This is a genomic window from Fructilactobacillus cliffordii (genome assembly GCF_024029355.1).
Taxonomy (GTDB): Bacteria; Bacillota; Bacilli; order Lactobacillales; family Lactobacillaceae; genus Fructilactobacillus; species Fructilactobacillus cliffordii.
This window is the reverse complement of record NZ_CP097117.1, coordinates 1,328,576-1,353,140: the sequence shown is the minus strand read 5'-3', so window position 1 is coordinate 1,353,140 and position 24,565 is coordinate 1,328,576. Positions and strand designations below refer to the sequence as shown.

Sequence of the window (24,565 nt, the reverse complement as noted above, 5' to 3'; positions counted from 1 at the left end):
AACAAGACTTTGATCGGTGTAAGGTTCCGTATTTTTCCTTAGAAAGGAGGTGATCCAGCCGCAGGTTCTCCTACGGCTACCTTGTTACGACTTCACCCTAATCATCTGTCCCACCTTAGGCGGCGGACTCCTAACGGTTATCCAACCGACTTTGGGTGTTACAAACTCTCATGGTGTGACGGGCGGTGTGTACAAGACCCGGGAACGTATTCACCGTGGCATGCTGATCCACGATTACTAGCGATTCCAACTTCATGCAGGCGAGTTGCAGCCTGCAATCCGAACTGAGAACGGCTTTAAGAGATTAGCTTGACCTCGCGGTTTCGCAACTCGTTGTACCGTCCATTGTAGCACGTGTGTAGCCCAGGTCATAAGGGGCATGATGATTTGACGTCATCCCCACCTTCCTCCGGTTTATCACCGGCAGTCTCTCTAGAGTGCCCAACTCAATGCTGGCAACTAAAGACAAGGGTTGCGCTCGTTGCGGGACTTAACCCAACATCTCACGACACGAGCTGACGACAACCATGCACCACCTGTCATTCTGCCCCCGAAGGGGACACCTAATCTCTTAGGCTAACAGAAGATGTCAAGACCTGGTAAGGTTCTTCGCGTAGCATCGAATTAAACCACATGCTCCACCGCTTGTGCGGGTCCCCGTCAATTCCTTTGAGTTTCAACCTTGCGGTCGTACTCCCCAGGCGGAATGCTTAATGCGTTAGCTTCGGCACTGAGAGGCGGAAACCTCCCAACACCTAGCATTCATCGTTTACGGCATGGACTACCAGGGTATCTAATCCTGTTTGCTACCCATGCTTTCGAGCCTCAGCGTCAGATGCAGACTAGACAGCCGCCTTCGCCACTGGTGTTCCTTCATATATCTACGCATTTCACCGCTACACATGAAGTTCCACTGTCCTCTTCTGCACTCAAGTTTCCCAGTTTCCGATGCACTTCTTCGGTTAAGCCGAAGGCTTTCACATCAGACTTAAAAAACCGCCTGCGCTCGCTTTACGCCCAATAAATCCGGACAACGTTTGCCACCTACGTATTACCGCGGCTGCTGGCACGTAGTTAGCCGTGACTTTCTGGTTAGATACCGTCACGCCGTGAGCAGTTACTCTCACAGTCGTTCTTCTCTAACAACAGAGTTTTACGAGCCGAAACCCTTCTTCACTCACGCGGCGTTGCTCCATCAGACTTTCGTCCATTGTGGAAGATTCCCTACTGCTGCCTCCCGTAGGAGTATGGGCCGTGTCTCAGTCCCATTGTGGCAGATTACCCTCTCAGGTCTGCTACGTATCATCGCCTTGGTGAGCCATTATCTCACCAACTAGCTAATACGCCGCGGGTCCATCCAAAAGCACTAGCACCAAGGCCAGCTTTCAAACTAAAACCATGTGGTTTTAGTTGTTATCCGGTATTAGCATCTGTTTCCAGGTGTTATCCCCGACTTCTGGGCAGGTTACCCACGTGTTACTCACCAGTTCGCCACTCGGTCCAATCTAAAGTCAAATATGTGCAAGCACGTCATTTCATTTAGGAGACCGCGTTCGACTTGCATGTATTAGGCACACCGCCAACGTTCGTCCTGAGCCAGGATCAAACTCTCATTTTAAATGAGAACTTTACTAGCTCTACTTCATTATTTGTTTCTTAAGCGAATTGACTTCGCAAATGTTTAATTTTTAAACGCTAGTTTAAAAATTCCTTACACTTTTTGTAATCAAAATCTTGTTCAGTTTTCAAAGAACTACTCGGTCATCAATTACTTGACAACTTAATTATCATACAATGTTCAGGAGAAGAAGTCAAGCACTTTTTCCGATTCACTTCAATACTTTACCCATCGCCTTAACAACATGAATTATATTATCAACTTATCTAGGGTTCGTCAACACTTTTTTGCAGAAAAAAAGACTAACCCTCACGCAGTTAGAGCGCGCGGGCTAGTCTTTAAAATCAATTATTTTAATTCTGGGGCATCAGTTTGGAAATCGGATTCCGTTGACTTGCCTCCATTTTGATTAATCAGATCACTCTTTTGCTTCTGATCAGTCTGTTTCAATTTCTTCAAGGCATCCTTCTTATTGTAATTAAAAGACTTTTTATTAACATCATGATAACCAGGCAATTTGTGGAAGCGCAGCAAGTCTCCATACACGACCTTATCAGAATTAGACAACGAATCATTGACGTAAGTCTGAATCTTAGCGACCTCTTGCTTTTGCTCAGCATTCAGCTTGAGTTCAGAGCCAGTCTTCGTATCGTAAACGGTAGATCCCACTTTTGTATACTTCGGACTGACAAAGTCCCCGTTTCTAAATGGCACAATTTGGTTATTATCCTTACTCATCAGATCCTGCCCAAATTGAATCATATTTTGATTATTAACTCCAAGTAAGTGCAACAAGGTTGGTAAAACGTCAATTTCTCCACCATAGGTATGATCAATACCACCCTGAATATTGGCACCGTTAATCATAAACGGCACTTTTTGGAATTGAGCCAAATCATACTTATCAACACTCTTCTTATTCAAAAGCTTAGCAATAGCCGGTCGATGGTTATTAGAAATCCCATAGTGATCTCCATAGAGAACCACGACACTATTCTTCGCTAGACCACTCTTTTGCAAGTAGGCTTCAAATTCTCCAAAGGCCTGGTCTAGATAGTGAGCGGTTTGCACGTATGGATCAACCGTATTATCTCCGGTAGTAGTAGCAGGAAAGTCCGTATTTTGCTTATCAAGTTCATAGGGATAGTGGTTCGTTAACGTAATCAGTTTCGCATAAAACGGCTGCGGCAACTGTTGAATGTACGGGATACTCTGCTTAAAGAAAATCTTATCCTTCATCCCGTAACCAATATTGTAATTGGGTTTATCCTTGTAGTAAGCCTCACTAAAGAAATAATCATACCCCCATGATTTGTAAGCGTTGTTTCGGTTCCAGAAGGTTGGAACATCCCCATGAAAGGCGGCCGTCGTGTATCCCTTTTGATCCAGAATCGACGGAGCCGCTTGATAAGTGTTTTGTCCTCCATAGGTCACCATGGCAGATCCTTGCGGTAACCCATACAGTGAGTTTTCAAGCATCATTTCCGCGTCAGAAGTCTTTCCCTGTGCGACTTGGTGGTAAAAGTTATCAAAGGACAGCGTATGTTGATCATGGTAGAACTTATTAATGTTAGGCGTAACTTCTTTTCCGTTCACTTTGTAGTCAATCAAGAACTGTTGGAAACTCTCCAAGTGAATGATAAAGACGTTCTTGCCCTTTTCTTTTCCATAATAACTCACATTCGGACTAGCGTAGTTCTGTTTAACAAACTTTTCCACGCCCTTCAAGTCTTTTGCCTTCGCCTGTGATCTAGTTGTGGACTCCTGATGCGTCTGGTACGCACTAAAGGCCGCATACTCATTCAAACCTAAATACTTCACGATGTAGTTATTATCAAAGGTCCGGGTCAATAATCCCGAACGATCGGCATTGGCCGCGTTGTATTCAGCAAACATTAAGACCAGCGACAAAATGGTAATCCCCACTGCATACCGTAACTTCAACGGTTTTTTACTAATCTTAATTACGCCAAATAGTAACAGTAAGATCAAGACCACGATATCTAGATACACAATGAAATCGGTAGGCCGCAAGATTTCCAAGAAACTTTTACCCAGGTTGTTTTGTACGTTTCCCGTTCCTTTAATAATTCCCATGGACAAGAAATCTGAAAATTCTCGGTAGTACAAAATATTGGCAAAAATCCACGTGGACTGCAAAAAGTCGATAATCAGCATCAGCCAATAGGAAAGTTTCCCCCGAAAATACAAGGCAATCCCGAACAAGAGTAATGCTGACGGTAATGGATTAACCGCTAACAAGAATTCCTGCACTCCCCCTGATACTCCGAGGGTAAAGTCCGTTTTATAACAATAATAAGTTTTCAGCCAAAAAAGTAAGACAACCAGGACGTAAAATCCAATCGTTGTATTAAAAAATTGGCGGATTCGCTTCCAAAAATCAGCCATGCTTATTCCTCCATCTTTTCCGCTTCATTATTTTGTAAGTGGACGCGTCGGGGTTTAATCATTAAAGCAATCAACCCTAAAAACAGACCGAGATAGTAGGTCAATAATCGCCATAAAATCATGGCCAACGCTAATTTGCTGGAGCTGTGAATGTAGCTGCGGAATAACTTTTCAAAGCTATATTCGGCTCCCCCCGCTCCTCCCGGAATGGGAAACATTGAAATTACTAAGAAGATCAAAACGTCCAGACTAGTAACCATTACAACGTTCGCATTGTGATAGCCTAACGACAACATCACAAAGTACGGAATGAGATAGTAGAAAAACAGTTGTAAAAAGGTCAAAATGCAAACCTTGACCATCAGTTTCCCTTCATGCCCAATCCGAATACTTTCATCATGAAAATTATCAATTTTTTGGTTCAAAGTTCGTTTCCAACGTTGATACTTATTTTCGTTAACAAACCAGCCCACCACTTTAAAACAACCGTTGACTAGTTTTTTAGTCATCGAGTACCAATACATCACCATCAGCAGTGCAACAATCACTACTAGGTGAATTAAAAACCCGAATACTACGAAAATAGCTAGTGAGTGAACCGTGTCGACCAAGTAACGAAAACCAATGATTAAACTCACCACGAAATTCAACACAATCATCGCTTGATAGATGACAAATTTCATTAACAGGGCCGAACTAGCTTTCCCTCCGTCGACACCAGCCTGAAGTAACACCACCAGTTGTGCGGGTTGCCCTCCACTAGAAAACGGAGTAATCCCGTTAAAAAGTTGCTCAACTAATGGAACCCGAATCGCATCTCGAAACGAAAATGCCGGCGTGCTACTTTTTACTAAAATGTAGGTCACGACCGATTCAAAGAAAAAATACAGTAAAATGCAACCCAGAGCAACGATTAACCAGCCTAAATTGACGGAAGAAAGATCATTAATTAGTACACTAAATTTAATGTCACGAACAGCATACCACGAGATTAACAACCCAATGGCCACCATGAGTAGTAACGAAATTTTATTTCTTCTGGACATGAGACCTCCCGTTTTCCGCCTGTATTTGGGCTTGCTGGATGTAAAAATCATGCCAAATCTGGGCTAAGTGACCCTCAGAATAATAATCAGAAGCAGTTTCTGACTTGTGGACATAATCACTCCGTAGTTTAGAATCATCTGCCAATCGGTTTAACCACTGATTCATCTCTGACTCATCCTTAGCAGGCGCATAATAATCGGCGATAATTTGTTGGTATAAAGGTAAATCCCGTAAAATCACCGGTAGACCACAAGAAAAGGCTTCTAACACCGACATTGGAAATAACTCGTTATAAGAAGGCAGTAAAAAGACATCCGCTAAGTCATAGTATTCAACCAAATGATCACGATCTACAATCCCAGGGAAACTCAGATTTGCCGGTGGATTATCAACCAATTTTTTCAACTCGGAATAACCCGCAGTCATACCACCAAACGAAAAGCCCCCCACCCAGATAAACTGGTACGACGGATTATCCTGAGCCAACTTGGCAAAATCTAACACGCCCTTCCTGGTTTGTACTTGTCCTGTACAAATCACCGTGAAGCGGTGCTGATCGTAACCATATTGGTCCCGTAATTGTTCCTTTTGGGCTGGTGTAACCGGATGAAATTCCGTTTTGCTCACAAAGTTGGGGATATAGGTCACTCGTTCTTTCGAGATCCCGTACTTCTCCAGTTCTGGAATAAAGGTCGGATTGACCACTACAATCTGATCCATTCGTTTGTAAAATGCAATCACGTACCGATAAAACAATTGTTTGATTCCCGGTGGCAATTGTAAACTTTCTTCCAAAGTCTCCGGCAGAAAGTGCACATAGCCAATTTTACGACCGCGACGTTTACTAAACGTTGACAGGTAAAAAGTAGGATTAATGGTGTGATAGTGACTGATATCAGCAGGACTATACTGGTTCACTTCAATTTGAAATTCCGTCGGAAAACGATCACGTAATAACCGGACTAATTCCAGGTAGGCACTCCCTACTCCCTGCCCCTTGACTTTGGTCGCCGTCGAAAACATGTCAATTTTGAGCATCGTCATTCTACTCCTTATCGTCAGTGCTAACGTAGCGGTCCACAACGTTGCGATAAAAGATTTCGATTTGATCCACAAAATAATCAGCCGAGATGTCATGTAACTTTTGGTGTCGTAACTCGGGTTTGTCAGGATAAGCAGCCGGATGTTGTAAGTATTCAATCACGTCACTACTAAATTCTGCTAGCGTGGTGAAGGTTTTTCCTAGAGATGGATCTGTAATCAAATCGTTGGTATAAGGACTATCAGCTACCACTACCTTGGTGTCAGCAGCCATCGCTTCAATATAGGTTAATCCTTGGGATTCGGAGTTAGACGTCGACACAAATAAGTCTGCCATCCGATAGTAAGCATTTACCTTTTGGTTATTAATTTCGCCGGTAAACGTCACGTGAGCTTGTAAACCAGACCGAGCCACCTGTTGATGCAAGTCATCCGCTGCTGGTCCATCCCCCACAATGATGAGATGGGTCTCAGGAACAGCTTCTAAAATCGTTGGCATTTGGCCAATCAAAGTATCAATGTCTTTTTCATATGCCAATCGGCTTAACGACAGTAAAACCGGCTGGTTTGGAGTCAACCCTAGTTGTTTCCGCAATTCAGCTGCATTCCCACAATCCTCGTAGTGATGTAAATCGACTCCCGTCGGAATGATTCGAATCGGACTTTTAACGCCGTAGTCAGTTAGTTTATCTAAAACACGTTTGCTAGGAGCTACAATTCCATCCAAATGACGACAGAAGGCTAGCGTTCCCTCTTTGACGTGAATCGGCTTTAATAAATGACCGTTGGCAACGTAGTGTAGATAGTCCTCGTACATGGTGTGGTAAGTGTGCACGCATGGAATGTTAAGGTTCCGAGCCACAAACTTGCCAATCACCCCCATCGAAAACTCAGTTTGAGTGTGAACCAAGTCTAAATCCAATCCCTTCGCAATTTGGGTGGCCTGAAAAAGCCCCCGAACTGCAATCCGTCGTTCTGTAAACGAAATAAACGGAATGCTTGAGAAGCGGTAAATCCCTGCTTCCTGTTTCTCATCCGCATTTGGATCCGTGGTCGTAAAGATATAAACATGATTACCCCGTCGTTCTAATTCATCCTTTAACGTTTTAATGGAAGTTGCCACTCCACTAACTTGGGGAAAATATGTATCTGTAAATAAGCCGATATTCAAGCGCCGGTTCACCCTTTCAAATTGACGATAAACAACTAAATTATATTGGTTTCCCAGGTGGTTTGCAAACTATGAACCCAAAGAAAAAGAGTTGCCGGAGCAACTCTTTTGAACCCAAAAATCGACTATTCGATTAGGCCTTCTTCTTTCATGGTTTTGGCGATAGCTTCTAAGGCATCCTTAGCATCGTCACCATCAGCAGTGATGGTAATCACTGCGTTTTGACCGACCCCAAGTGACATAACTCCCATGATTGACTTTAAGTTAACCGTCTTGTCTTCATATTCTAACGTAATGTTAGAGTCGAATTTACTGGCGGTTTGCACCAAAAAAGTAGCCGGACGAGCATGAATCCCAGTTTCTGCAGTGATTTTAAATTGACGTTTTTCCATAATAAACGCACCCCTTTGTTAACCATATTTATACTCTAAGAGTACCAATATATCGGTCAAAATACAAGTTTTTGCGCCTTAGCGCAGATTATTAAACTTTCCTTAATTATCCGCTGCGTAGTGATACACCACCACGCCGTTTTCAAACGCGGTTCCGACCACTCGTTTTCTAGTGGGATAATCCATGAAAGCTTGCTGGAAAACAAAGAACTGATCCGGTTGTACGGTAAGCTCCTGAATGGTTCCGTTTTGCAGCTGTTCTAGTTTTTCTGTAAACGCTTCCTTCGTTGCTTCGATTGGATTCGCTTCCTTTCTGTTTCCTCATTTATTTTACCATAATTGCTCCTCAATTTTCCCAGAGATGTAAATACTTGAAACCAAATTCGAGGTGAGTATAATAATAAACACAAACAAAAGTCAACAAAGGTCAAAGATGAACATTGATTAAAAGGAGGTTGTACCATGGAAGGACAACAAGGTGCATACGGATTTGGAAATCTTGATGATTTAATTCGCTCCATGCAAGGAAGTAATCAAAACGGTGCTACCGGAACGCAAGGTAGTAACGGTAACAACGATCAAAAGGGAATTTTAGCTACTTATGGAACTGATTTAACCAAGCTCGCACGGGCAGGAAAACTAGATCCCGTGATTGGCCGGGATGAACAAACGGCACGGGCAATCGAGGTCTTAAACCGGCGTTCCAAAAATAACCCAGTATTGATTGGAGAAGCTGGTGTCGGAAAAACGGCAATTGTGGAAGGCTTAGCCCAAAAGATTGCAGATGGAACGGTGCCGCAAAAATTGCAAAGCAAGCGGATCATCCAGATTGACATGGTTTCGATTATTCAAGGAACCGGAATTAGAGGTCAATTTGAAAAGAAAATGCAGCAACTGATTAAAGAGGTTAAAGCTGATTCTAACATTATTCTCTTCATTGATGAAATTCATGAAATTATAGGAGCAGGTAACTCTGAAGGTGGCTTGGATGCCGGTAACGTTTTGAAGCCATCCCTTGCCCGGGGTGACTTTCAGTTAATTGGTTCCACCACACTGAAGGAATACCGCGAAATTGAAAAGGACTCGGCCCTCGCCCGCCGGTTCCAACCCATCATGGTCAACGAACCTAGTCCAGAACAAGCCGTTAAGATTTTACAAGGCTTGCAAAAGAACTATGAGGATTACCACCTCGTTCACTACACGGACAAGGCGATTGAAGCAGCCGTCAATCTTTCTAACCGTTACATTCATGATCGATTCTTACCAGATAAGGCCATTGATTTAATGGATGAAACGGGATCACGAAAGAATTTAACGCTCAACATCATTGATCCCCAGTCCATCGAAAAAGAGATTGCCCAAGCGGAGAAGCAAAAGGAAGCCGCCCTTCATAAGGAAGATTATGAACAAGCTGCTTTCTATCGCGACCAAGAAAAGCAATTAGAAGCACAACGAGACCGGGGTGCAAAAAACTACAACACCAATAACAACACGGTTACGGAAAAAGACATGCAACAAGTGGTCGAAGAAATCACCGACATTCCTGTGGGTGACTTGGAAGATCAAGAAAAAGAACAACTCAAGCAGTTGGACCACAACTTAGAAGAAAACGTGATTGGACAAGACGAAGCGGTTTCCCAAGTAGCGAAGGCCATTCAAAGAAATCGGATCGGCTTTAATAAGTCTGGTCGACCAATTGGCTCCTTCCTCTTCGTCGGTCCAACTGGAGTCGGAAAGACTGAGTTAGCTAAGCAATTAGCCAACCAACTCTTTGGTTCTAAAGATGCTTTGATTCGGTTTGATATGTCTGAATACCGAGAACCACAATCGGTTGCCAAATTAATTGGAGCTGCACCGGGTTACGTTGGGTACGACGAAGCTGGTCAGTTAACCGAAAAAGTACGACGGCACCCGTACAGCTTGATTCTGTTTGATGAAATTGAAAAAGCTCATCCAGACGTTCTGCACACCTTCTTACAGGTGTTAGATGACGGCCGCCTAACCGATTCACAAGGTCGAACGGTTTCCTTCAAGGACACGGTCATCATCATGACCAGTAACGCCGGGACCAACGCTGGTTCAAACGTCGGATTTGGTGCAGAAGCAAACGGCAAGACTCACTCCGTCTTAGACAAACTGGGTGCCTACTTCAAACCCGAATTCTTAAATCGGTTTGACGGCATCGTTGAGTTTAACCAGTTAAGCCAGAGCAACTTGGTTAAGATTGTGGACCTCATGTTAGACGACATGAACCAGAACCTGCAAGACGCTGGCATTAACGTGGCGGTTACCCAACCGGCTAAGCAAAAATTAGTTGAATTAGGCTACGATCCGGCCATGGGAGCTCGACCATTACGTCGGGTTATTCAAGAACAAATTGAAGACCCGACCGCGAGTTACCTCTTAGATCATCCGGAAACCAAGAAATTGGTGGCCGATATCAAAGATGATCAAATTCACGTAACAGCACAATAATGACCGCAAAACCCGCAACTCTGATGAGTTACGGGTTTTTTTGTGGTTAAAATTTCAATCTAAGCACACCAAAAAAGGCTTCAGCTGCTAGCTGAAGCCTTTGTGCTTACAAATTTTTATCCATGTCATAGGTTAACTTCGATAAGGTTAAGCCCTTGGACATCAGGGTGTTCATGAACTCGTGCACCCGATCGTGCATTTCGTTCGTTAAACTCTGATTTTGTTTTTCTAGGAAAGTCGGAACTTCCGCTTCTTCCAGGTGTCGGGCTTGATAGATGGTATTTTCTAGGTGCGTTAAAAACATTTGGTTCGATTCCGTCTTAAAATCCCGGGCCATTTGAATGAATTGCGGGTAATGAGATTCCACAATCATCGACAGTTTTCGGTACATCCAGTACGCACTTTGATCATCCATCGTCAACGGTGCGTGTTCGTAGGTTGCCGGGGTATGTTCCACGTTCGCAAAGAACGGCACATACGGACTGAATGCGGGAACCCCAAAGTTCAACCACATGATCGCAGCCCATTGGGGATTTTCGGCGTCATTACGAAATTGCAACACGTGCGAATTTTGCGTTCGGTTCATGGAGACCGGTCGGAACTTCGTCTTTAATTCCTCAGGTCCATTGCCTAACGGGTCATAGTCCGTCTCGTTATAATGAGAGCTTAAAATACTTTCAACGTCCATCACCGTGATTTTCCGATTCGCCTTGCGCAAGAACGGTAAATCATTAGACACAGGTGATTGTTCCACTTCAGGGTTTAAAATCTTTTGTCCGTACCAAACTCGAGGGGTGTTATAGTGGCGATCTTTTTCGTTACAAGTCCCAAAAATTCTGCGGAAGTTAAAGCCCTCGTCCACCGTTGGATTTAAATGGTACTTCTCGACAAATTCTTGAATTCCGTCTGAATGCATGAATTGATCTGAATCATCAAAATCAACCTCTTGGATGGCTACTTGGTTAGCCACCACGGCGTAACAATCATCAGGAACCCGTTCGGCAACCCAGTGGTGACCCGTCACGATTTCCATGTACCATACGTCGTTAGCATCCGCAAATAGCACTCCATTCCCTTCGGGAGATCCATATTGCTTAATTAGATTACCCAGGTATTCCACCCCTTCGCGAGCAGAATTAATGTAGGGTAACACAACTGATTGGAGGGAGTCTTCCGCGATTCCATTCGGAACCCACGGATCATGTGACAATGCCCGAGGATTCCCATAAACACTTTCGGTGGCACTCATTGCCACGTTTTTTTCGTTAAACCCGCTTTCAGCAAACACGCCAGCGTGCTCCACGTCTGCATTAGGCGTCGCTAAATAACGGTAGCCATCCATGGGTAACTTCATCCTAAAATCATTTTGATTGGATTCCCACGTCTTATTTGATTGGTGGTACGCTGGCACAACCGTAAATCGTTGTGGTGTCAGGGGCAAAAACGTATCATCATTTCGTGCAATCATGGTGGATCCGTCCACGCTGGCGTTTTTTCCGACCATCACACTGGTACATGCTGATAAATGTTTCATGATAAAACACCTCCGTTGCTTATAGCTTCGCCGTTAACTTTACATCTGGATACTTACTTTGGAACCACCGTTCCGCAAATTGATTTTCAAAGAGGAACAATGGCTCTCCCTGTAGGTCCTTCACCAAAATGTTCCGTGATGATGACATCTTTTCGTCTAGTTGATCTGGATTAATCCAACGCGCAATCTTATGTCCCATTGGTTCCATTAAGACGTCCGAGTTGTACTCGTTTTGCATCCGGAACTGAAAGACATCAAACTGCAGCTGTCCCACGGCCCCTAAAATGTATTGACCAGTATCATAGGTTGTATAAAGTTGAATGGCTCCTTCTTGAACCAATTGTTGAATCCCCTTGTGAAAGGATTTTTGCTTCATCACGTTTTTGGGAGAAACCCGCATAAATAGTTCCGGGGTGAACTGTGGCAGTTTTTCAAACTGTAGCGCCTTTTTCCCGGTGTAAATCGTATCTCCAATTTGAAAGTTCCCGGTATCATACAACCCAATAATATCACCCGCAACCGCGGTCTGCACGTTTTCACGCGTGTTCGCCATAAATTCGGTCACATTCGATAGTCGAATCGCTTTTTGGGTTCGGTTTAAGGTCACATCCATTCCTCGAGTAAATTCACCAGAACAAATCCGGACAAACGCAATCCGGTCCCGGTGTTGCGGATTCATGTTTGCCTGAATTTTAAAGATAAAGCCCGAAAATTCATCCACCATGGGTTCTACTTCGGTTCCATCCGTCGTTCGGTGCGATCCAGGAGCCGGAGCTAACTTCAGGTACGCGTCTAAGAAGGTTTGCACCCCAAAGTTCACTAAGGCCGAACCAAAGAAGACCGGCGTTTGGTCCCCATGCGCAATCTTTTCTGGATCAAACTGATTTCCCGCTTCAGAAATCAGATCCATCTCATCCTTAGCTTCCTGATAAATGTCGTCGCCCTCTAAATCATTGGGTTCCGTAATTTCACCGTCGTCGTTCAGTGGTAAGAACGTCCGGCCATCTGATTCTGGCTGGAATTTTTCAATCCGGTGGTTGTAACGGTCGTACAGTCCCTTGAAAATTCGTCCCGATCCAATTGGCCAATTCATCGGATATGCTTCAATTCCCAGTACGTCTTCAAGTTGATCCACTAGTTCCATCGGTGGTCGACTGTCCCGATCCAACTTGTTCATAAAGGTAAAGATTGGAATCCCCCGCATCTTACAAATTTGAAAGAGTTTCTTAGTTTGGGGCTCAATCCCCTTGGCAGCGTCAATCACCATCACGGCTGAATCGACGGCCATCAAGGTCCGGTAAGTATCTTCCGAAAAATCTTCGTGTCCGGGAGTATCCAAAATGTTGACCCGCTTTCCCGCATAATCAAACTGCATCACAGAACTCGTGACGGAGATTCCCCGCTTTTGTTCAATTTCCATCCAGTCTGATTTAGCAAAATTACCACTCTTCTTGGCCTTGACGGTTCCAGCTTCCCGGACGATCCCCCCGAATAGGAGTAACTGTTCGGTAATCGTGGTTTTCCCGGCATCCGGGTGCGAAATAATCGCAAAAGTCCGGCGCTTGTCTACCTCTGCTTGTAGTTGTTGTTTTTGCATCTGTTTCTCCTATTTATAATATCTTCTAGTCAACTAGCAAAAAAAATCCGGGATTCCGGATTTTGGGGGTTAACGTTCATCATGTTGTAATTGCCAAATGTGGTAAAAGAATCCAATCACGACTTTGACGATTGCATAAATTGGAATTGCCAAAATCATTCCTAACAATCCAGCAATGTTTCCAGCTGCTAACAGGATAATAATGATGGTTAATGGGTGGATGTTCAAAGTCTTCCCAATCACATTTGGGTATACGAAGTTTCCATCGACTTGTTGAACAATGATCACCACCACAATCGTCCAGATTGCTTGCACCGGACTCACCGTAATGGCCACCAAAAGCGCTGGTAAAATCCCGATGTATGGCCCCACATACGGAATCAGGTTACAGAATCCAGCAAAGACTCCAAGAAGTAGGGCATATTTTTGCCCGATTAAAAAGTAACCAATCGAAGTAAACGTCCCTACGAACAAACATTCAATCACTTGGCCACCAATATAATGAGAAAGAGTCTGGTTCATTTTTCTTAACAAAATCCGAGTTTGTTTCCGGTGCCTGTCGGACAGACCCGGTAACATCTTTTCAAGGCTGGGCACTAATTTATCCCCATCCTTAAGCATATAGAATAAAATAATTGGAGCCGTAATGATGGTTACGACCACGCTGGCGGCCATTGAAATAATATTCCCGGCACTAGAAGACAAATGGGATAATAACGTTTTGAGGTAAGCGGAGTACTCACTCTGAACCTTAGCAATAATCGGATCCCAGTTAATGTTCTTTAAAAAGCCATGCTTCGTCAATTTCGTTAAAGACGCCTCTTGGTGCGCGGCAAACTGGGGCATGTTGCTAGCCATGTTTGCAATTTGCGCCACTAACCGGGGAATAAAGGAAACCAGTAAGAAGACGATTAGTCCCAACAAGACCACAAAAATAATGGCGGTTCCCCCGGAACGACTAATCCGCTTTGTTTTAGTAATCGGGACCTTCATCAAGAGTTCCAAAATCGGGTTTAACATGTAGTACAAAAAACCCGCGATTAACAACGGGGCGAAGATGGTTGAAATAAAAATCCCGATGGGACGAAAAATAAAGTCAATTTTGGTACAACCGTAGATAATGGCGACCACTAACAGGACTTCGATTGTCCAAAATAGTAGTCGATTGCCCTTCACGTTTTTCATTGTTGCTCCTCTATGTTATCTAAAAATTGGTCAATGTCAGCAAAAGAAAAGCCCTGCCGCATGAGTGCTTGCTTGACCTTTTGCACTCGTTGAAACCGATCCACCCCGCGATAACGATGCCAGGCTTTCTGTCCCGCTTTTTCCAGTAACGCAGCTTGTTCAGTTTCATCTACCGTATCGTCAAGTTCAGCAAGGGCTTCATCAATCGTTGCAAAGGTAAATCCCTTTCGAACTAGACTCAACTTGGTCTTTTCGATTCTTTTATTATATGGGTAACGCGCATACTGGTCAAACGCCTTTTGCGCCAATGGTCGCGCGTTTGCCGTTGCTTGGTCATCTGGATAGAACTGCGCGACCATTGACTGAGCTAAGTTCTCACTGATTCCTTTTTGCCCCAGATAACGTACGGCTGCGGTCGGTCCCTTTTTACCTGCTAAAGCTACTTGTTGCACGTAGCGCTGGGCGTATTGCTGATCATTAATGAGAGCCAGTTGCTCTAAGTGGGTTAAAATGGCCTCAATTTGATCTGTATCTTCAGTCAGCCCTTGTAATTTAGTCCGTACCTCTGCAGTCGTGCGACTTTGATACGAGATAAAATCCACAATCTGCGCAAACAGTTTGGACTGTTGATCCGCTGCCTGAATCGTTTGAATCAGGGAATTAGTTAAAGTTTTCCCCTTAAACAGATGGTATTGGATTAAGACTTCTTCACTGACAGGGAAGGCATACTCATCGTCGAGGTAAATATTGTAGCGACCTGGACGTTTTTGAGCTTCCACCTTGGTCACTTTGTGTAGCTGGCTCTGTTGGCCCATCTCATCGCATCCTTTCTAAAATTCACAATCACGAACGGTTCTGCTATACTAAAAAGAAAAATCGAAGGAAGTGTTGCAATGACTCAAGCACACGTGGTTTTTGCCACCATTACCGGGAACAACGAAGACATCGCAGACATTGTGACCGAAGGGTTAGAAGACCTGGGCATCACGGTACAAGAAACCGAAATTTCACAAACGGATGCTGCAGAACTGCAAGATGCAGATATCGTAGTCATCTGTCCCTACACCTATGATGAAGGAAATCTCCCGGAAGAAGGGTTGGATTTCTTTGATGACCTGGCCGACCTCGATCTTAGTGGCAAGACGTTTGGTGTCGCTGGTTCTGGGGATGTTTTTTACCAGGAATTCTACAACGTGGCCGTCGATAAGTTTGCGGATGCCCTCAAAAACACAGGCGCGAAGCAAGGCGCTCCGAACGTCAAGATCAACCTTGATCCTGACGAAGCAGACATCGAAACGTTAGACCAGTTTTCGCAAACGTTAGTTGATAGTGCTCAGCAACAGAATTAATTGCTAACTCATTTGCCCCGCCGGCTTCGGTGTGGGCTTTTTTCATAGAGAGCTTTCAGGGACGTCTGGGCCACCGATTCTGGCAACGACCCCCCAAAGTATTCCTGCAGACTCGCATTGACCACTGCGCCAAACAGGAGAATGGTTCCGGTAAAGTTAAGCCATAGCATCAAAACCATCACAGTTCCTAAGGTCTTGTAGGCAGAAATGTTGTGGAAAAAGGCACTAATGATTAACGAAAAGACTTGGGTCAGAGCCAACAACCCGATTAAGGCCACAATAGCACCCCATACCGTGTATTTGAGCTTCGTTTCTACACTAGGAACGAAGTAGTACAGCAAGGTTAAAATGACGATTGAAATCCCCAAAGTTACTGGAAGGCGCGCATCGTTCAGCAAATTGATGATACTAATCGGAACGTGTAAATCGTGATGGGCAAAGTTTAAAAGCAAGCGCCCGAATCCCATTAACACAATTAAAACGAAGAGTAAGACTACCAATAACAGCATCCAAATAAAGGACGTCAGTCGGTTCATCAACGTACTCTGTTCGGTGACACCGTAAATCCGGTTAATGGTCCGTTGAAAGGCCGCCATTGAGCTACTAGCTGACCAGATCACGATGATAATCCCAATGGATAAGATACTGCCCCCGTCACCGGTAAAAATTGATTTCGCAATTGGCGCAATTCCTTGGTAAATCGAGTCTGGGACTGCCGAATGAAGCAACGCTAGGACGTGATTGACGTTTGAGTTCGTCAGTCGAATGATCCCACCAACAATGATTAAAATCGGAAACAGTGAGAACAAAACGTAGTAAGCAAAGACAACGGCCGAATCGGACACGTTTCCTAACGTATAGCGTTTCAAAAGGATCTTTAAAAATTGGATTACACGTTGTTTCCGGGTTGGCATGGTTGCTCCTCCCTTATTGTGAATTAGTTAAAAATTAATTAAGCAATTAAGTACCATTGTAGCAGAAATTCACATTCCGCATTAACTTAATTAATGCTAGAATAAAATAAGTATTTTATCCTTTTCAATCATCGTTTGAAAAGCATCAAGGAGGAACTAATTTGGAAACAATCAGTTTGATTGTCCCTTGTTATAACGAACAAGAATCCATTCAATTATTTTTTGAAACGGTGGAAAAAGTTTTTCACCAAATGAATGCCGAAACCAAGCAGTATCAACCGGACTATCTCTTTATTAACGACGGATCAAGTGATGATACCATCAAAATCATCCGCGAACTGCACAAAGCCCATCCTGACACCGTCCACTTCATCTCCTTTTCCCGTAACTTTGGAAAGGAAGCAGCAATGGCGGCTGGTTTACGAAACGCTAAGGGTGATTACGTCGCCCTAATGGACGTTGACTTACAAGATCCACCGGAGTTGTTACCAGAAATGCTCCACATCATTAACACCGAGCCGTACGACTGTGTGGGATGTATCCAAACCAGTCGAAAACAAAATCCCATTCGGGCCTTTTTATCTGCTAGTTTTTACAAAGTCATCGACAGTCTGTCCGATGTCAAAATCAAACCTAACGTCCGTGACTACCGTTTAATGACTCGGCGCTACGTTCAAGCCGTGAATGAACTGACTGAATACAACCGATTTTCGAAGGGTATCTTTAGTTGGGTCGGGTTTCAGACCAAGTACATTAAGTACCAAGGTCGGGAGCGGGCAGCTGGTGAAACACACTGGTCCATGTTCCAACTATTCGAATACTCCATTGAAGGTATCGTGGACTTTTCAGATGCCCCGTTACGGATTGCGACCTTCGTCGGTGGCTTTTCCTGCTTCTTAGCCATGATTGGCATCCTAATTGTCGTCGTGCGAGCCCTCTTCTTTGGAGATGCCGTTGCCGGCTGGCCGTCTCTCGTTTCCATCATTCTGTTAATGGGTGGAATTCAACTCTTTTGTTTAGGAATCGTCGGCAAATACATCGGCAAAATCTACTTAGAAGCTAAACACCGGCCGCAATACATCATCGAGGAGCAAGAATGATTGAAAAAGTAATACAGCTTTACCGGAACCACAAGGATGTCATCCCCTACTTGTTCTGGGGGGTGGCAGCCACGATCGTAAACCTGGTGAGTTTTTATCTTTTAGATAAATACACTAGTTTAAATTACGTCATTAACTACTCCGTGGCATGGGTGATTACCGTGTTATTTGCGTTTTATACCAATAAATACTTTGTTTTTTACAACCAACATCATTCCACCAAGGAATTTTGGTACCAAATGGCAACCTTTTTTGCCGGCCGTTTTTTAACCTTCATCATCGGAGCAGGAATTTTAATGTTTGGAGTTAGTATCCTAAAGTTCGATTCCAGCCTGGGAAAAAACCTGGTCAACGTGGTCCAAAACATCGTGGTGATTATTCTCAATTACTTCTGGGCCACTTTGGTGTCCTTTCGCAAGAAAGAAGAACAGTCCCACTAGAGTAAAATTACCGTTGCTTAACCATTACAGCAGATGGGAGCTAACATGCCAGAGACAATTAAATCCGAAATCAACGGTCGCCCGATTGTCACCAAGTCATCGCTCGTTCAACTATGGCAACGCTTAGGCATCCAAACGGGAGACACGGTCATCGTCCATTCCTCACTCAAGTCACTGGGCTTTGTAATTGGAGGTCCGGAAGCGGTCATTCAATCGTTGATGGAGACTGTGGATTCAACGGGCACGATAATACTGCCGACCCAATCCGTAGAACTTAGCGATCCAGCGACCTGGGAATATCCTCCAGCGAATCCAGCCGACTGGCAGTTTATCCGGGACAATCAGATTCCTTACGATCCCCTCACGACTCCAGTGTCCAAGGGACTCGGCATTATTCCCGAAACCTTTCGCAAGTATCCGGGGGTGGTGCGTACTAGTCACCCGCTGTATTCGTTCGCCATTTACGGTGCCCGGCAGGCAGAGTTGTCTCACCACGGTTTTGACTATGGCTTAGGTCCAGATTCTCCACTAGGAACCCTCTTTTCCAATCAGGTGCCTGCCAAAATTCTCATGATTGGGACAGACTTTGAAACCAATACCTCCATTCATTTGGCTGAATATTGGTTACACCGTCCAACCGTGACTCAGCTAGTTAATGTCTTAGAAGACGGTCACAAGGTTACCAAACAATATAAAGATATTGATATGGATCTCTACGATGACTTTTTAGAAATTCAAACCGAATATCAAGCTCAATTTCCCTACCAATCCGAGCCAATCTACCAGAGAAACGCAGCGGTTTACGATTTCCGGAACGTCGTAGAAACAGCTTATCAACATTTTCAAACAAAGGAACCAAAAAAATCTCGAAGAAATTAATTTCTTCGAGATTTTTTAAGCACAGCCAACTAGTTCAATCCCAAGTGATTTACCTAATTTTCCAACCACTTTTGTAACTCTGGTTGAGCTTTCGTGGGATAAAATTGGATGATCCGATAATTTGCAATTTGCTGTTGATAAAATGGATCCTGATGGTAAATTGCTTCTAGTTCGAGTTGAGAAGCAACGTTCGCAATAATCACTCCCCCATTGCGAGGCTCTTTTCTTCCTGACATTAAAAAATTACCCGCGCTATAATTATGTTCCAAATAGTCATTATGTACTGGTAAATACCGATTTACCTCTTCTAATGGTTTTTGGTAATTTAATTCAATTAAAAACATTTTACTTCCTCCTACTTACTACTTAAATATGGCCAATAATTAGATGAATATGTTCACTGAACATGTTCATTGTAACTTCAAAGAAAGGAAAAAGCAATGCCCAACAAACGTACTCTTCAAAAGAAAGCCACCAAACAAAAAATATTTGCGGCAGCCGTTCAACTAACTAAGGAACATGGTTTTAACCAAATTTCCATCAAACAAATTGTTTCCACCGCCCATGTTTCCACGGGAACCTTCTACTTATACTTCAAATCTAAACAAGACATTATTTCCCAAATTTATTACGAAAATTTGAATCAAACGATGCAAGCGTTATTGGCTGAACTCAAAACTCGGCCCGGAAGTCATCCTCTGCATAATTTAAACCAATTACTAAATGCAGAGTTCAAATTTGCTGCTAATATGGGGGTTGAAATTACGACTCGGGCCTTTATCGCCAACTTAGATGCCAACTTACAATCTCCCGGTAATCATTTTAAGCAACGAACGTTTACGGACGGACTACGAACTGAATTACACGAAGCAATCTTGGCAAAGGAAATTAGCGCGTCTGACGAAGATCGCCTTTTTCTAGAGATAGAAACGATGGTGCGTGGAATGATGTTAAGTTGGTGTTTTGCTAATGGAAGGTTTGATATCCAGGCTACTGGTACTCAGCTAATCAATGATTTTTTTACTAATAATCAAGCTAATTAATTGCTTTGAGGTCCAGGTCGTATTGTAGAATGTACTCAACCTAAAGATAGGAGTGACAATCATGAGTATTAAAGATAAAGTAATTGTAATCACAGGTGGTTCATCTGGGATGGGAGCCGCCACCGCTAAACTTGCCAATGAACGTGGTGCTAAAGTTGTAATCGGTTCAAGAAATCAGGCTAAATTGGATGCTGTCCAACAATCAGTTACACATCCAGAAAATTTTGCCACCCTGCTAACCGATGTTACTAAATTTGCTGACGTTCAGGCGCTGGTTCAATTAGCATTAGATCAATTTGGGAAACTAGATGTAATGTACAATAATGCTGGGATTATGCCTAAAGCTGACATTGCGGATCCCGAAAAATTGGACGTTTGGCAAGGACTTCTTGAAACTAACGTGATGGGAGTTTTAAATGGAATTGCGGCGGCTGTGCCGACAATGCGTAACCAAGGACATGGTTTAGTTATGGCAACTGATTCGGTTGCTGGACACAAAATTGCGCCCGGCTTCGGTGTTTATGGGGGAACCAAATTCGCTGTGAAAGGAATTATGGAAGGGCTCCGTCAAGAAGAACACGCCAACGGGATTCAAACTGGGATTGTTTCTCCTGGATTTGTTAATACCAACTTAATGAACACCCTCAATGACAAAGAAGCCCAAGCCCAAATTATGGAAGCCAACAATTCCACCAAGAATGGTTGGTTAAGTCCCGAAAACATTGCTGAACTTACGGTCTTTATGATGAGCCAACCAGAAAATGTCGATATTAATGAAATTATTGTTCGTCCTACCGGGCAAGATTTCTAACGGTTTCATTTATTAATTAATAATCAAAGTGTCTTTCAATTTTAGTCAGTGACTAAAATCAAAGGACACTTTTTTAATGTGACTTAATCTAACATTAAATCTAGATTCTCATGGTTAACCGCGTTATGCTAAGCATGATTTGTGTGAACAATTAACAGGAGGATTACCATGCCCAACCATTTACAGGTTAACTCAGAAATTGGCACTCTACGCGAGGTTCTGGTTCATCGTCCTGGACCGGAGTTAGAAAACATTACACCGGATACCATGAAAGACTTACTTTTCGACGACGTGCCCTTTTTAAAAATTGCGCAACAGGAACACGATCAGTTCACCGCTCTATTAAAACAACATCACGTTAAACCCGTCTACATTGAACGCTTACTAAAGGAAATCCTTTGCAATGAGGACGTAAAAACCGGCTTTATCCAAGATTATCTGGCTCAATTTGCTCTCGATCCAGTTCAAATTCAAACAACTGCAGCTTATCTACAAACATTACCGGCTGCGGACTTAGCCACGACCGTCTACGCAGGCTTACGGAGTGAAACGGTCGAATTGCCAGAAGATTACCACCAACCGTTTGTCTTACCGCCGCTACCAAATGCTTATTTCACCCGGGACCCGCAGGCCACCATCGGCAACGGAGTTACGATTAATCCGATGACCTTTGCCGCCCGAAAACCGGAATCCTTCATCTTTTCCTGGATTGTGGACCATCATCCGCGCTTTCGCAATACTCCCACTTGGTTACAACCCACCCTTCCGACCCACTTAGAAGGTGGTGACGAACTAATACTCAACCAGAACACCCTAGCACTTGGGATTTCAGAACGAACCACTCACGCAGCGGCTCTTACTCTGGCGGAGCATCTCTTCAACAATCCGGCATCAACATTTGAAACAATCATTGCCATTCACATCCCTCACAATCATGCGATGATGCATCTGGATACCGTGTTTACGATGGTTAATCGCGATCAATTTACCATTTTCCCTGGCATTATGGACCAAGATTACCAGCTAAACATTGAAATCTTACGTCCCAACGGTAAGGGTGGCGTGAAAATTAAACAGGCGCATCATTTACAACCCGTACTAAAAGAAGCCCTCGGGCTCAGTGAAATCGACCTGATTGAAACTGGCGGTGGTGATGCCATCATTGCACCACGTGAACAGTGGAACGACGGGTCAAATAACCTAGCAATTGCTCCCGGCGAAGTCATCACCTATGACCGGAACTATCGCTCCATTCAATTGATGCGGTCGCACGGGCTAACCGTCCACGAAATCCCCTCTTCGGAACTAGCACGTGGTCGCGGTGGTGCTCGCTGTATGTCACAGCCGTTGTGGCGGGATGAACTTTAGTTATCAAAATTTGAAGCAAATTAAAACAACCACCCGAAAATGCGAGTGGTTGTTTTGGTTAGTGTTCCTGTAAAGTTAACGGTAGATGGCTTAAAATCACCGTCGCCAGTATCAGCATCAAAACGGTGGGCAGTAATCCCACTAATAACACCGCTAAATCAAAATTACCGTACGCCACCGAGCGTAACGCCCGGAGCTGATACGTTAATGGATTAAGATTAGCTAATAGCCGTAGATACGCAGGTCCATGTCCATCCACGTAAAACGACGGCGCTGTAAAGGCAATCGGAGAAAATATCAGTTGCATCACCACGTCCCGCTGTTGATAGTTTTTAAACCACGCACTGCAAATAATTCCTAACGAACTCCAAAACAACAAAAAGAAGGCTCCGACGAGGATTGCCAGACCCAAGTCCACGAGTTTAATCCCAATTCCAGTGGCAAGGGCTAATAACGTTAAGATAGCGCACTGGTAAAAGTAGCCTAGGATGGGAAAAATGCTCATCCCCATAATGTAATAACCGGGACAGACTCCACTCATAAACTTAACAGCCAGCAAGCCGAATTGCTTGTCCACGGTGCTTCGGTAAATCGCCTGTGACATCTGTGTCATCATGATTAACCCAATGACTCCCATCACGGCATACATTGCGTACGAAATTCGGTGCCCGACATACGAAAACGAACCAGTAGTTGCCGAAATTCCCATCACCAAAAAGGCAAAATACAGAATGGGTTGCATCGTCATGGACACCAACAGGCCTAAGTTGCTCCAAAAGGCTTGAATCTCATTGATGACCACCACTAGTAATCCCCGTAGTCCCAACGATTGGCGCCGAAATTGACTAGGATTCATCGGCAGCCTCCTCCCGTTTGAACTGGAGATACCGAGTGCGCAGATTTGGTTGAATGGTTTCGATTTTGTCGACTGTTAACTGGCGGTCCGTTAGAAATTGTAACAGCTCCAGTAACTCACCTTGCGGTACCGTAATCGTGCCATCCGAAGTAACCTGATATCCCCTTTGGGGTAGTAACCGCGAAGCACTTTCATTTGCTACCGTGACCTGCACGGTAGACTCAGTCTGACCGTTACTGATGAACGTGGCCAACGAACCTTGGTATTGAACTCGTCCTTGATCCAGCAAAATCAGTTGATTAGCGTATGCTTCCAAACTGGTTAAATCGTGACTAGCAATTAACACCAATGCACCGGCTTCAGCACGAGCACGCAAGTAGGTAAATAACTTTTCAATCGTTTCTACGTCCAGCCCCGTGGTCGGTTCGTCCAGCAAATAAATGGTTGGTTGCTTGGCCAATTCGCGAGCTAACTGAACCCGTTGCTGCTGACCACCCGAAATGTGATCCATGGCCGTCTTTTGCAACCGTTCAATTCCTAGTAGTCGCAAACTAGCCTGAACGTTCTTCCAACTAGTCGTCCAGGATTGGCCTGCTAAAAGTGGTCCAAGGCGCACGTTATCGCGAACGCTGGTATACCAATCGACCAACGGAAACTGTGGGCAAAAGCCAATTTGTCCAAAGGCTGGTTGCTTGGCATCTGTAACTGTCACTCGGACTCTACCCGAGTGCGGTTTTAGCACTCCCACCATTGTCTTCAGAAGGGTTGATTTCCCGGCCCCATTAGAACCGACAAGAGCGTATACATTTCCACCGGTTAACGTTAAATCCACGTCGCGTAACACTACCTGGGTGGCAGAATAACCCAGACGTGGTGTGTGTAATTCAATTTTTGGCATCAAAAAGTCCCTTTCTCAATTAAATCAATCATTTTCATTAGTTTGATTTAAAATGGGACTGATTTTGCTGATTGCGTAATCAGCGATGTTTAGTTTTAATTAGTCCCATTATGCTTGGGATCTTTTTTTCACCATCAATCTAGACTCCTTTAAGTTAAAATTCGGTTCTTACAGAAATATCATTCCCAGCTAAGAGATTTAGTTCTGAATTAAACCAAATCATACCAAAAATCTGACCAAAAAGATAGCTTTTTCCTGAATTCATTAGTGGCGGTTGTGATAATCGTGCCAAATGGATTTAATTGCATAACCTAAAATCAGCAACCACACAATTACATAAAGGATACTGATCCACGTTTGGTGGAACTGATAAGCCGGAACCGCTAACAATAGCATGACTAATAAAAACAACCAAGCGCTAATTTTTCGTCGTTTCAT

General features: G+C 43.9%; 22 protein-coding genes and 1 rRNA gene. 8 read left to right on the top strand and 15 right to left on the bottom strand.

Going from position 1 to position 24,565, the window contains the following annotated elements; genetic code table 11:
• Positions 1–42: 42 nt before the first annotated feature.
• The 6 genes from M3M38_RS06710 to M3M38_RS06685 all read right to left on the bottom strand — a co-directional run bounded on the left by M3M38_RS06710 (position 43) and on the right by M3M38_RS06685 (position 7,678).
• Positions 43–1,618: ribosomal RNA gene (locus M3M38_RS06710) — 16S ribosomal RNA — on the bottom strand.
• A 348-nt stretch (positions 1,619–1,966) separates the two neighbouring features.
• Positions 1,967–4,027: an LTA synthase family protein gene (locus M3M38_RS06705; RefSeq protein WP_252814002.1), complete on the bottom strand. Its 2,061-nt coding sequence runs from the start codon at positions 4,025–4,027 to the stop codon at positions 1,967–1,969.
• A gap of 2 nt (positions 4,028–4,029) precedes the next feature.
• Positions 4,030–5,073, bottom strand: coding sequence for a lysylphosphatidylglycerol synthase transmembrane domain-containing protein (locus M3M38_RS06700; RefSeq protein WP_252766986.1), 1,044 nt, complete (start codon positions 5,071–5,073; stop codon positions 4,030–4,032).
• Positions 5,057–6,112: a glycosyltransferase family 4 protein gene (locus M3M38_RS06695; RefSeq protein ID WP_252814001.1), complete on the bottom strand. Its 1,056-nt coding sequence runs from the start codon at positions 6,110–6,112 to the stop codon at positions 5,057–5,059. The genes M3M38_RS06700 and M3M38_RS06695 overlap by 17 nt, the downstream gene beginning before the upstream one ends.
• A 7-nt stretch (positions 6,113–6,119) precedes the next feature.
• On the bottom strand, positions 6,120–7,286 hold the full coding sequence (locus M3M38_RS06690; protein ID WP_252814000.1) for a glycosyltransferase family 4 protein: 1,167 nt from the start codon (positions 7,284–7,286) through the stop codon (positions 6,120–6,122).
• Between the two features lie 125 nt (positions 7,287–7,411).
• Positions 7,412–7,678: a phosphocarrier protein HPr gene (locus M3M38_RS06685; protein ID WP_252766983.1), complete on the bottom strand. Its 267-nt coding sequence runs from the start codon at positions 7,676–7,678 to the stop codon at positions 7,412–7,414.
• A gap of 462 nt (positions 7,679–8,140) precedes the next feature.
• Here M3M38_RS06685 and M3M38_RS06680 point away from each other — a divergent pair, with 462 nt between their 5' ends.
• The gene (locus M3M38_RS06680) at positions 8,141–10,153 is read left to right on the top strand and encodes an ATP-dependent Clp protease ATP-binding subunit (RefSeq protein WP_252813999.1); all 2,013 of its coding nucleotides are present in this window, start codon (positions 8,141–8,143) and stop codon (positions 10,151–10,153) included.
• A 106-nt stretch (positions 10,154–10,259) separates the two neighbouring features.
• Here the strand turns inward: M3M38_RS06680 and M3M38_RS06675 are convergent, their stop codons facing one another.
• From M3M38_RS06675 to recX, 4 genes are all read right to left on the bottom strand, one after another.
• Complete coding sequence (locus M3M38_RS06675) at positions 10,260–11,687, bottom strand: C69 family dipeptidase (RefSeq protein ID WP_252813998.1); 1,428 nt, start codon at positions 11,685–11,687, stop codon at positions 10,260–10,262.
• 19 nt (positions 11,688–11,706) lie between these two features.
• Positions 11,707–13,284: a peptide chain release factor 3 gene (locus tag M3M38_RS06670; protein WP_252813997.1), complete on the bottom strand. Its 1,578-nt coding sequence runs from the start codon at positions 13,282–13,284 to the stop codon at positions 11,707–11,709.
• Between the two features lie 69 nt (positions 13,285–13,353).
• Positions 13,354–14,469 carry an AI-2E family transporter gene (locus M3M38_RS06665; protein ID WP_252813996.1) on the bottom strand — a complete coding sequence of 372 codons (1,116 nt, stop codon included), beginning with the start codon at positions 14,467–14,469 and terminating at the stop codon, positions 13,354–13,356.
• Entirely contained in the window at positions 14,466–15,284 is an 819-nt protein-coding gene (gene recX, locus M3M38_RS06660; RefSeq protein ID WP_252813995.1) for a recombination regulator RecX, read from the bottom strand. The genes M3M38_RS06665 and recX overlap by 4 nt, the downstream gene beginning before the upstream one ends.
• 78 nt (positions 15,285–15,362) lie before the next feature.
• Between recX and M3M38_RS06655 the strand changes: the two genes are divergently transcribed.
• Entirely contained in the window at positions 15,363–15,818 is a 456-nt protein-coding gene (locus M3M38_RS06655; RefSeq protein WP_252813994.1) for a flavodoxin, read from the top strand.
• An 8-nt stretch (positions 15,819–15,826) separates the two neighbouring features.
• Here M3M38_RS06655 and M3M38_RS06650 read toward each other — a convergent pair whose 3' ends face one another.
• Positions 15,827–16,732, bottom strand: a complete 906-nt coding sequence (locus tag M3M38_RS06650; protein ID WP_252766976.1) for a YihY/virulence factor BrkB family protein — start codon at positions 16,730–16,732, stop codon at positions 15,827–15,829.
• A gap of 161 nt (positions 16,733–16,893) precedes the next feature.
• Here M3M38_RS06650 and M3M38_RS06645 point away from each other — a divergent pair, with 161 nt between their 5' ends.
• The 3 genes from M3M38_RS06645 to M3M38_RS06635 are packed head-to-tail and all read left to right on the top strand — an operon-like array spanning position 16,894 to position 19,151.
• Positions 16,894–17,832 (top strand): glycosyltransferase family 2 protein, encoded by a 939-nt coding sequence (locus M3M38_RS06645; RefSeq protein WP_252813993.1) that lies wholly within the window; start codon positions 16,894–16,896, stop codon positions 17,830–17,832.
• A complete protein-coding gene (locus M3M38_RS06640; RefSeq protein ID WP_252813992.1) occupies positions 17,829–18,272 on the top strand; it encodes a GtrA family protein in 444 nt (147 codons plus the stop codon). Before M3M38_RS06645 ends, M3M38_RS06640 begins: the two co-directional genes overlap by 4 nt.
• A gap of 45 nt (positions 18,273–18,317) precedes the next feature.
• The gene (locus M3M38_RS06635) at positions 18,318–19,151 is read left to right on the top strand and encodes an AAC(3) family N-acetyltransferase (protein ID WP_252813991.1); all 834 of its coding nucleotides are present in this window, start codon (positions 18,318–18,320) and stop codon (positions 19,149–19,151) included.
• Positions 19,152–19,204: 53 nt separating this feature from the next.
• On the opposite strand, the gene M3M38_RS06630 is transcribed toward M3M38_RS06635, so the two are convergent.
• Positions 19,205–19,495 carry a YciI family protein gene (locus tag M3M38_RS06630; RefSeq protein ID WP_252813990.1) on the bottom strand — a complete coding sequence of 97 codons (291 nt, stop codon included), beginning with the start codon at positions 19,493–19,495 and terminating at the stop codon, positions 19,205–19,207.
• Positions 19,496–19,591: 96 nt separating this feature from the next.
• Here M3M38_RS06630 and M3M38_RS06625 point away from each other — a divergent pair, with 96 nt between their 5' ends.
• The 3 genes from M3M38_RS06625 (at position 19,592) to M3M38_RS06615 (ending at position 22,373) form a co-directional block, all read left to right on the top strand.
• Complete coding sequence (locus tag M3M38_RS06625; RefSeq protein ID WP_252766971.1) at positions 19,592–20,194, top strand: TetR/AcrR family transcriptional regulator; 603 nt, start codon at positions 19,592–19,594, stop codon at positions 20,192–20,194.
• A gap of 61 nt (positions 20,195–20,255) precedes the next feature.
• A complete protein-coding gene (locus M3M38_RS06620; RefSeq protein ID WP_252813989.1) occupies positions 20,256–21,005 on the top strand; it encodes an SDR family oxidoreductase in 750 nt (249 codons plus the stop codon).
• Positions 21,006–21,173: 168 nt separating this feature from the next.
• Positions 21,174–22,373 carry an arginine deiminase gene (locus M3M38_RS06615; protein WP_252813988.1) on the top strand — a complete coding sequence of 400 codons (1,200 nt, stop codon included), beginning with the start codon at positions 21,174–21,176 and terminating at the stop codon, positions 22,371–22,373.
• 58 nt (positions 22,374–22,431) lie between these two features.
• Here the strand turns inward: M3M38_RS06615 and M3M38_RS06610 are convergent, their stop codons facing one another.
• From M3M38_RS06610 to M3M38_RS06600, 3 genes are all read right to left on the bottom strand, one after another.
• Positions 22,432–23,229 carry an ABC transporter permease gene (locus M3M38_RS06610; protein ID WP_252813987.1) on the bottom strand — a complete coding sequence of 266 codons (798 nt, stop codon included), beginning with the start codon at positions 23,227–23,229 and terminating at the stop codon, positions 22,432–22,434.
• Complete coding sequence (locus M3M38_RS06605; RefSeq protein WP_252813986.1) at positions 23,219–24,127, bottom strand: metal ABC transporter ATP-binding protein; 909 nt, start codon at positions 24,125–24,127, stop codon at positions 23,219–23,221. Before M3M38_RS06605 ends, M3M38_RS06610 begins: the two co-directional genes overlap by 11 nt.
• A gap of 264 nt (positions 24,128–24,391) precedes the next feature.
• The gene (locus tag M3M38_RS06600) at positions 24,392–24,565 is read right to left on the bottom strand and encodes a hypothetical protein (protein WP_252813985.1); all 174 of its coding nucleotides are present in this window, start codon (positions 24,563–24,565) and stop codon (positions 24,392–24,394) included.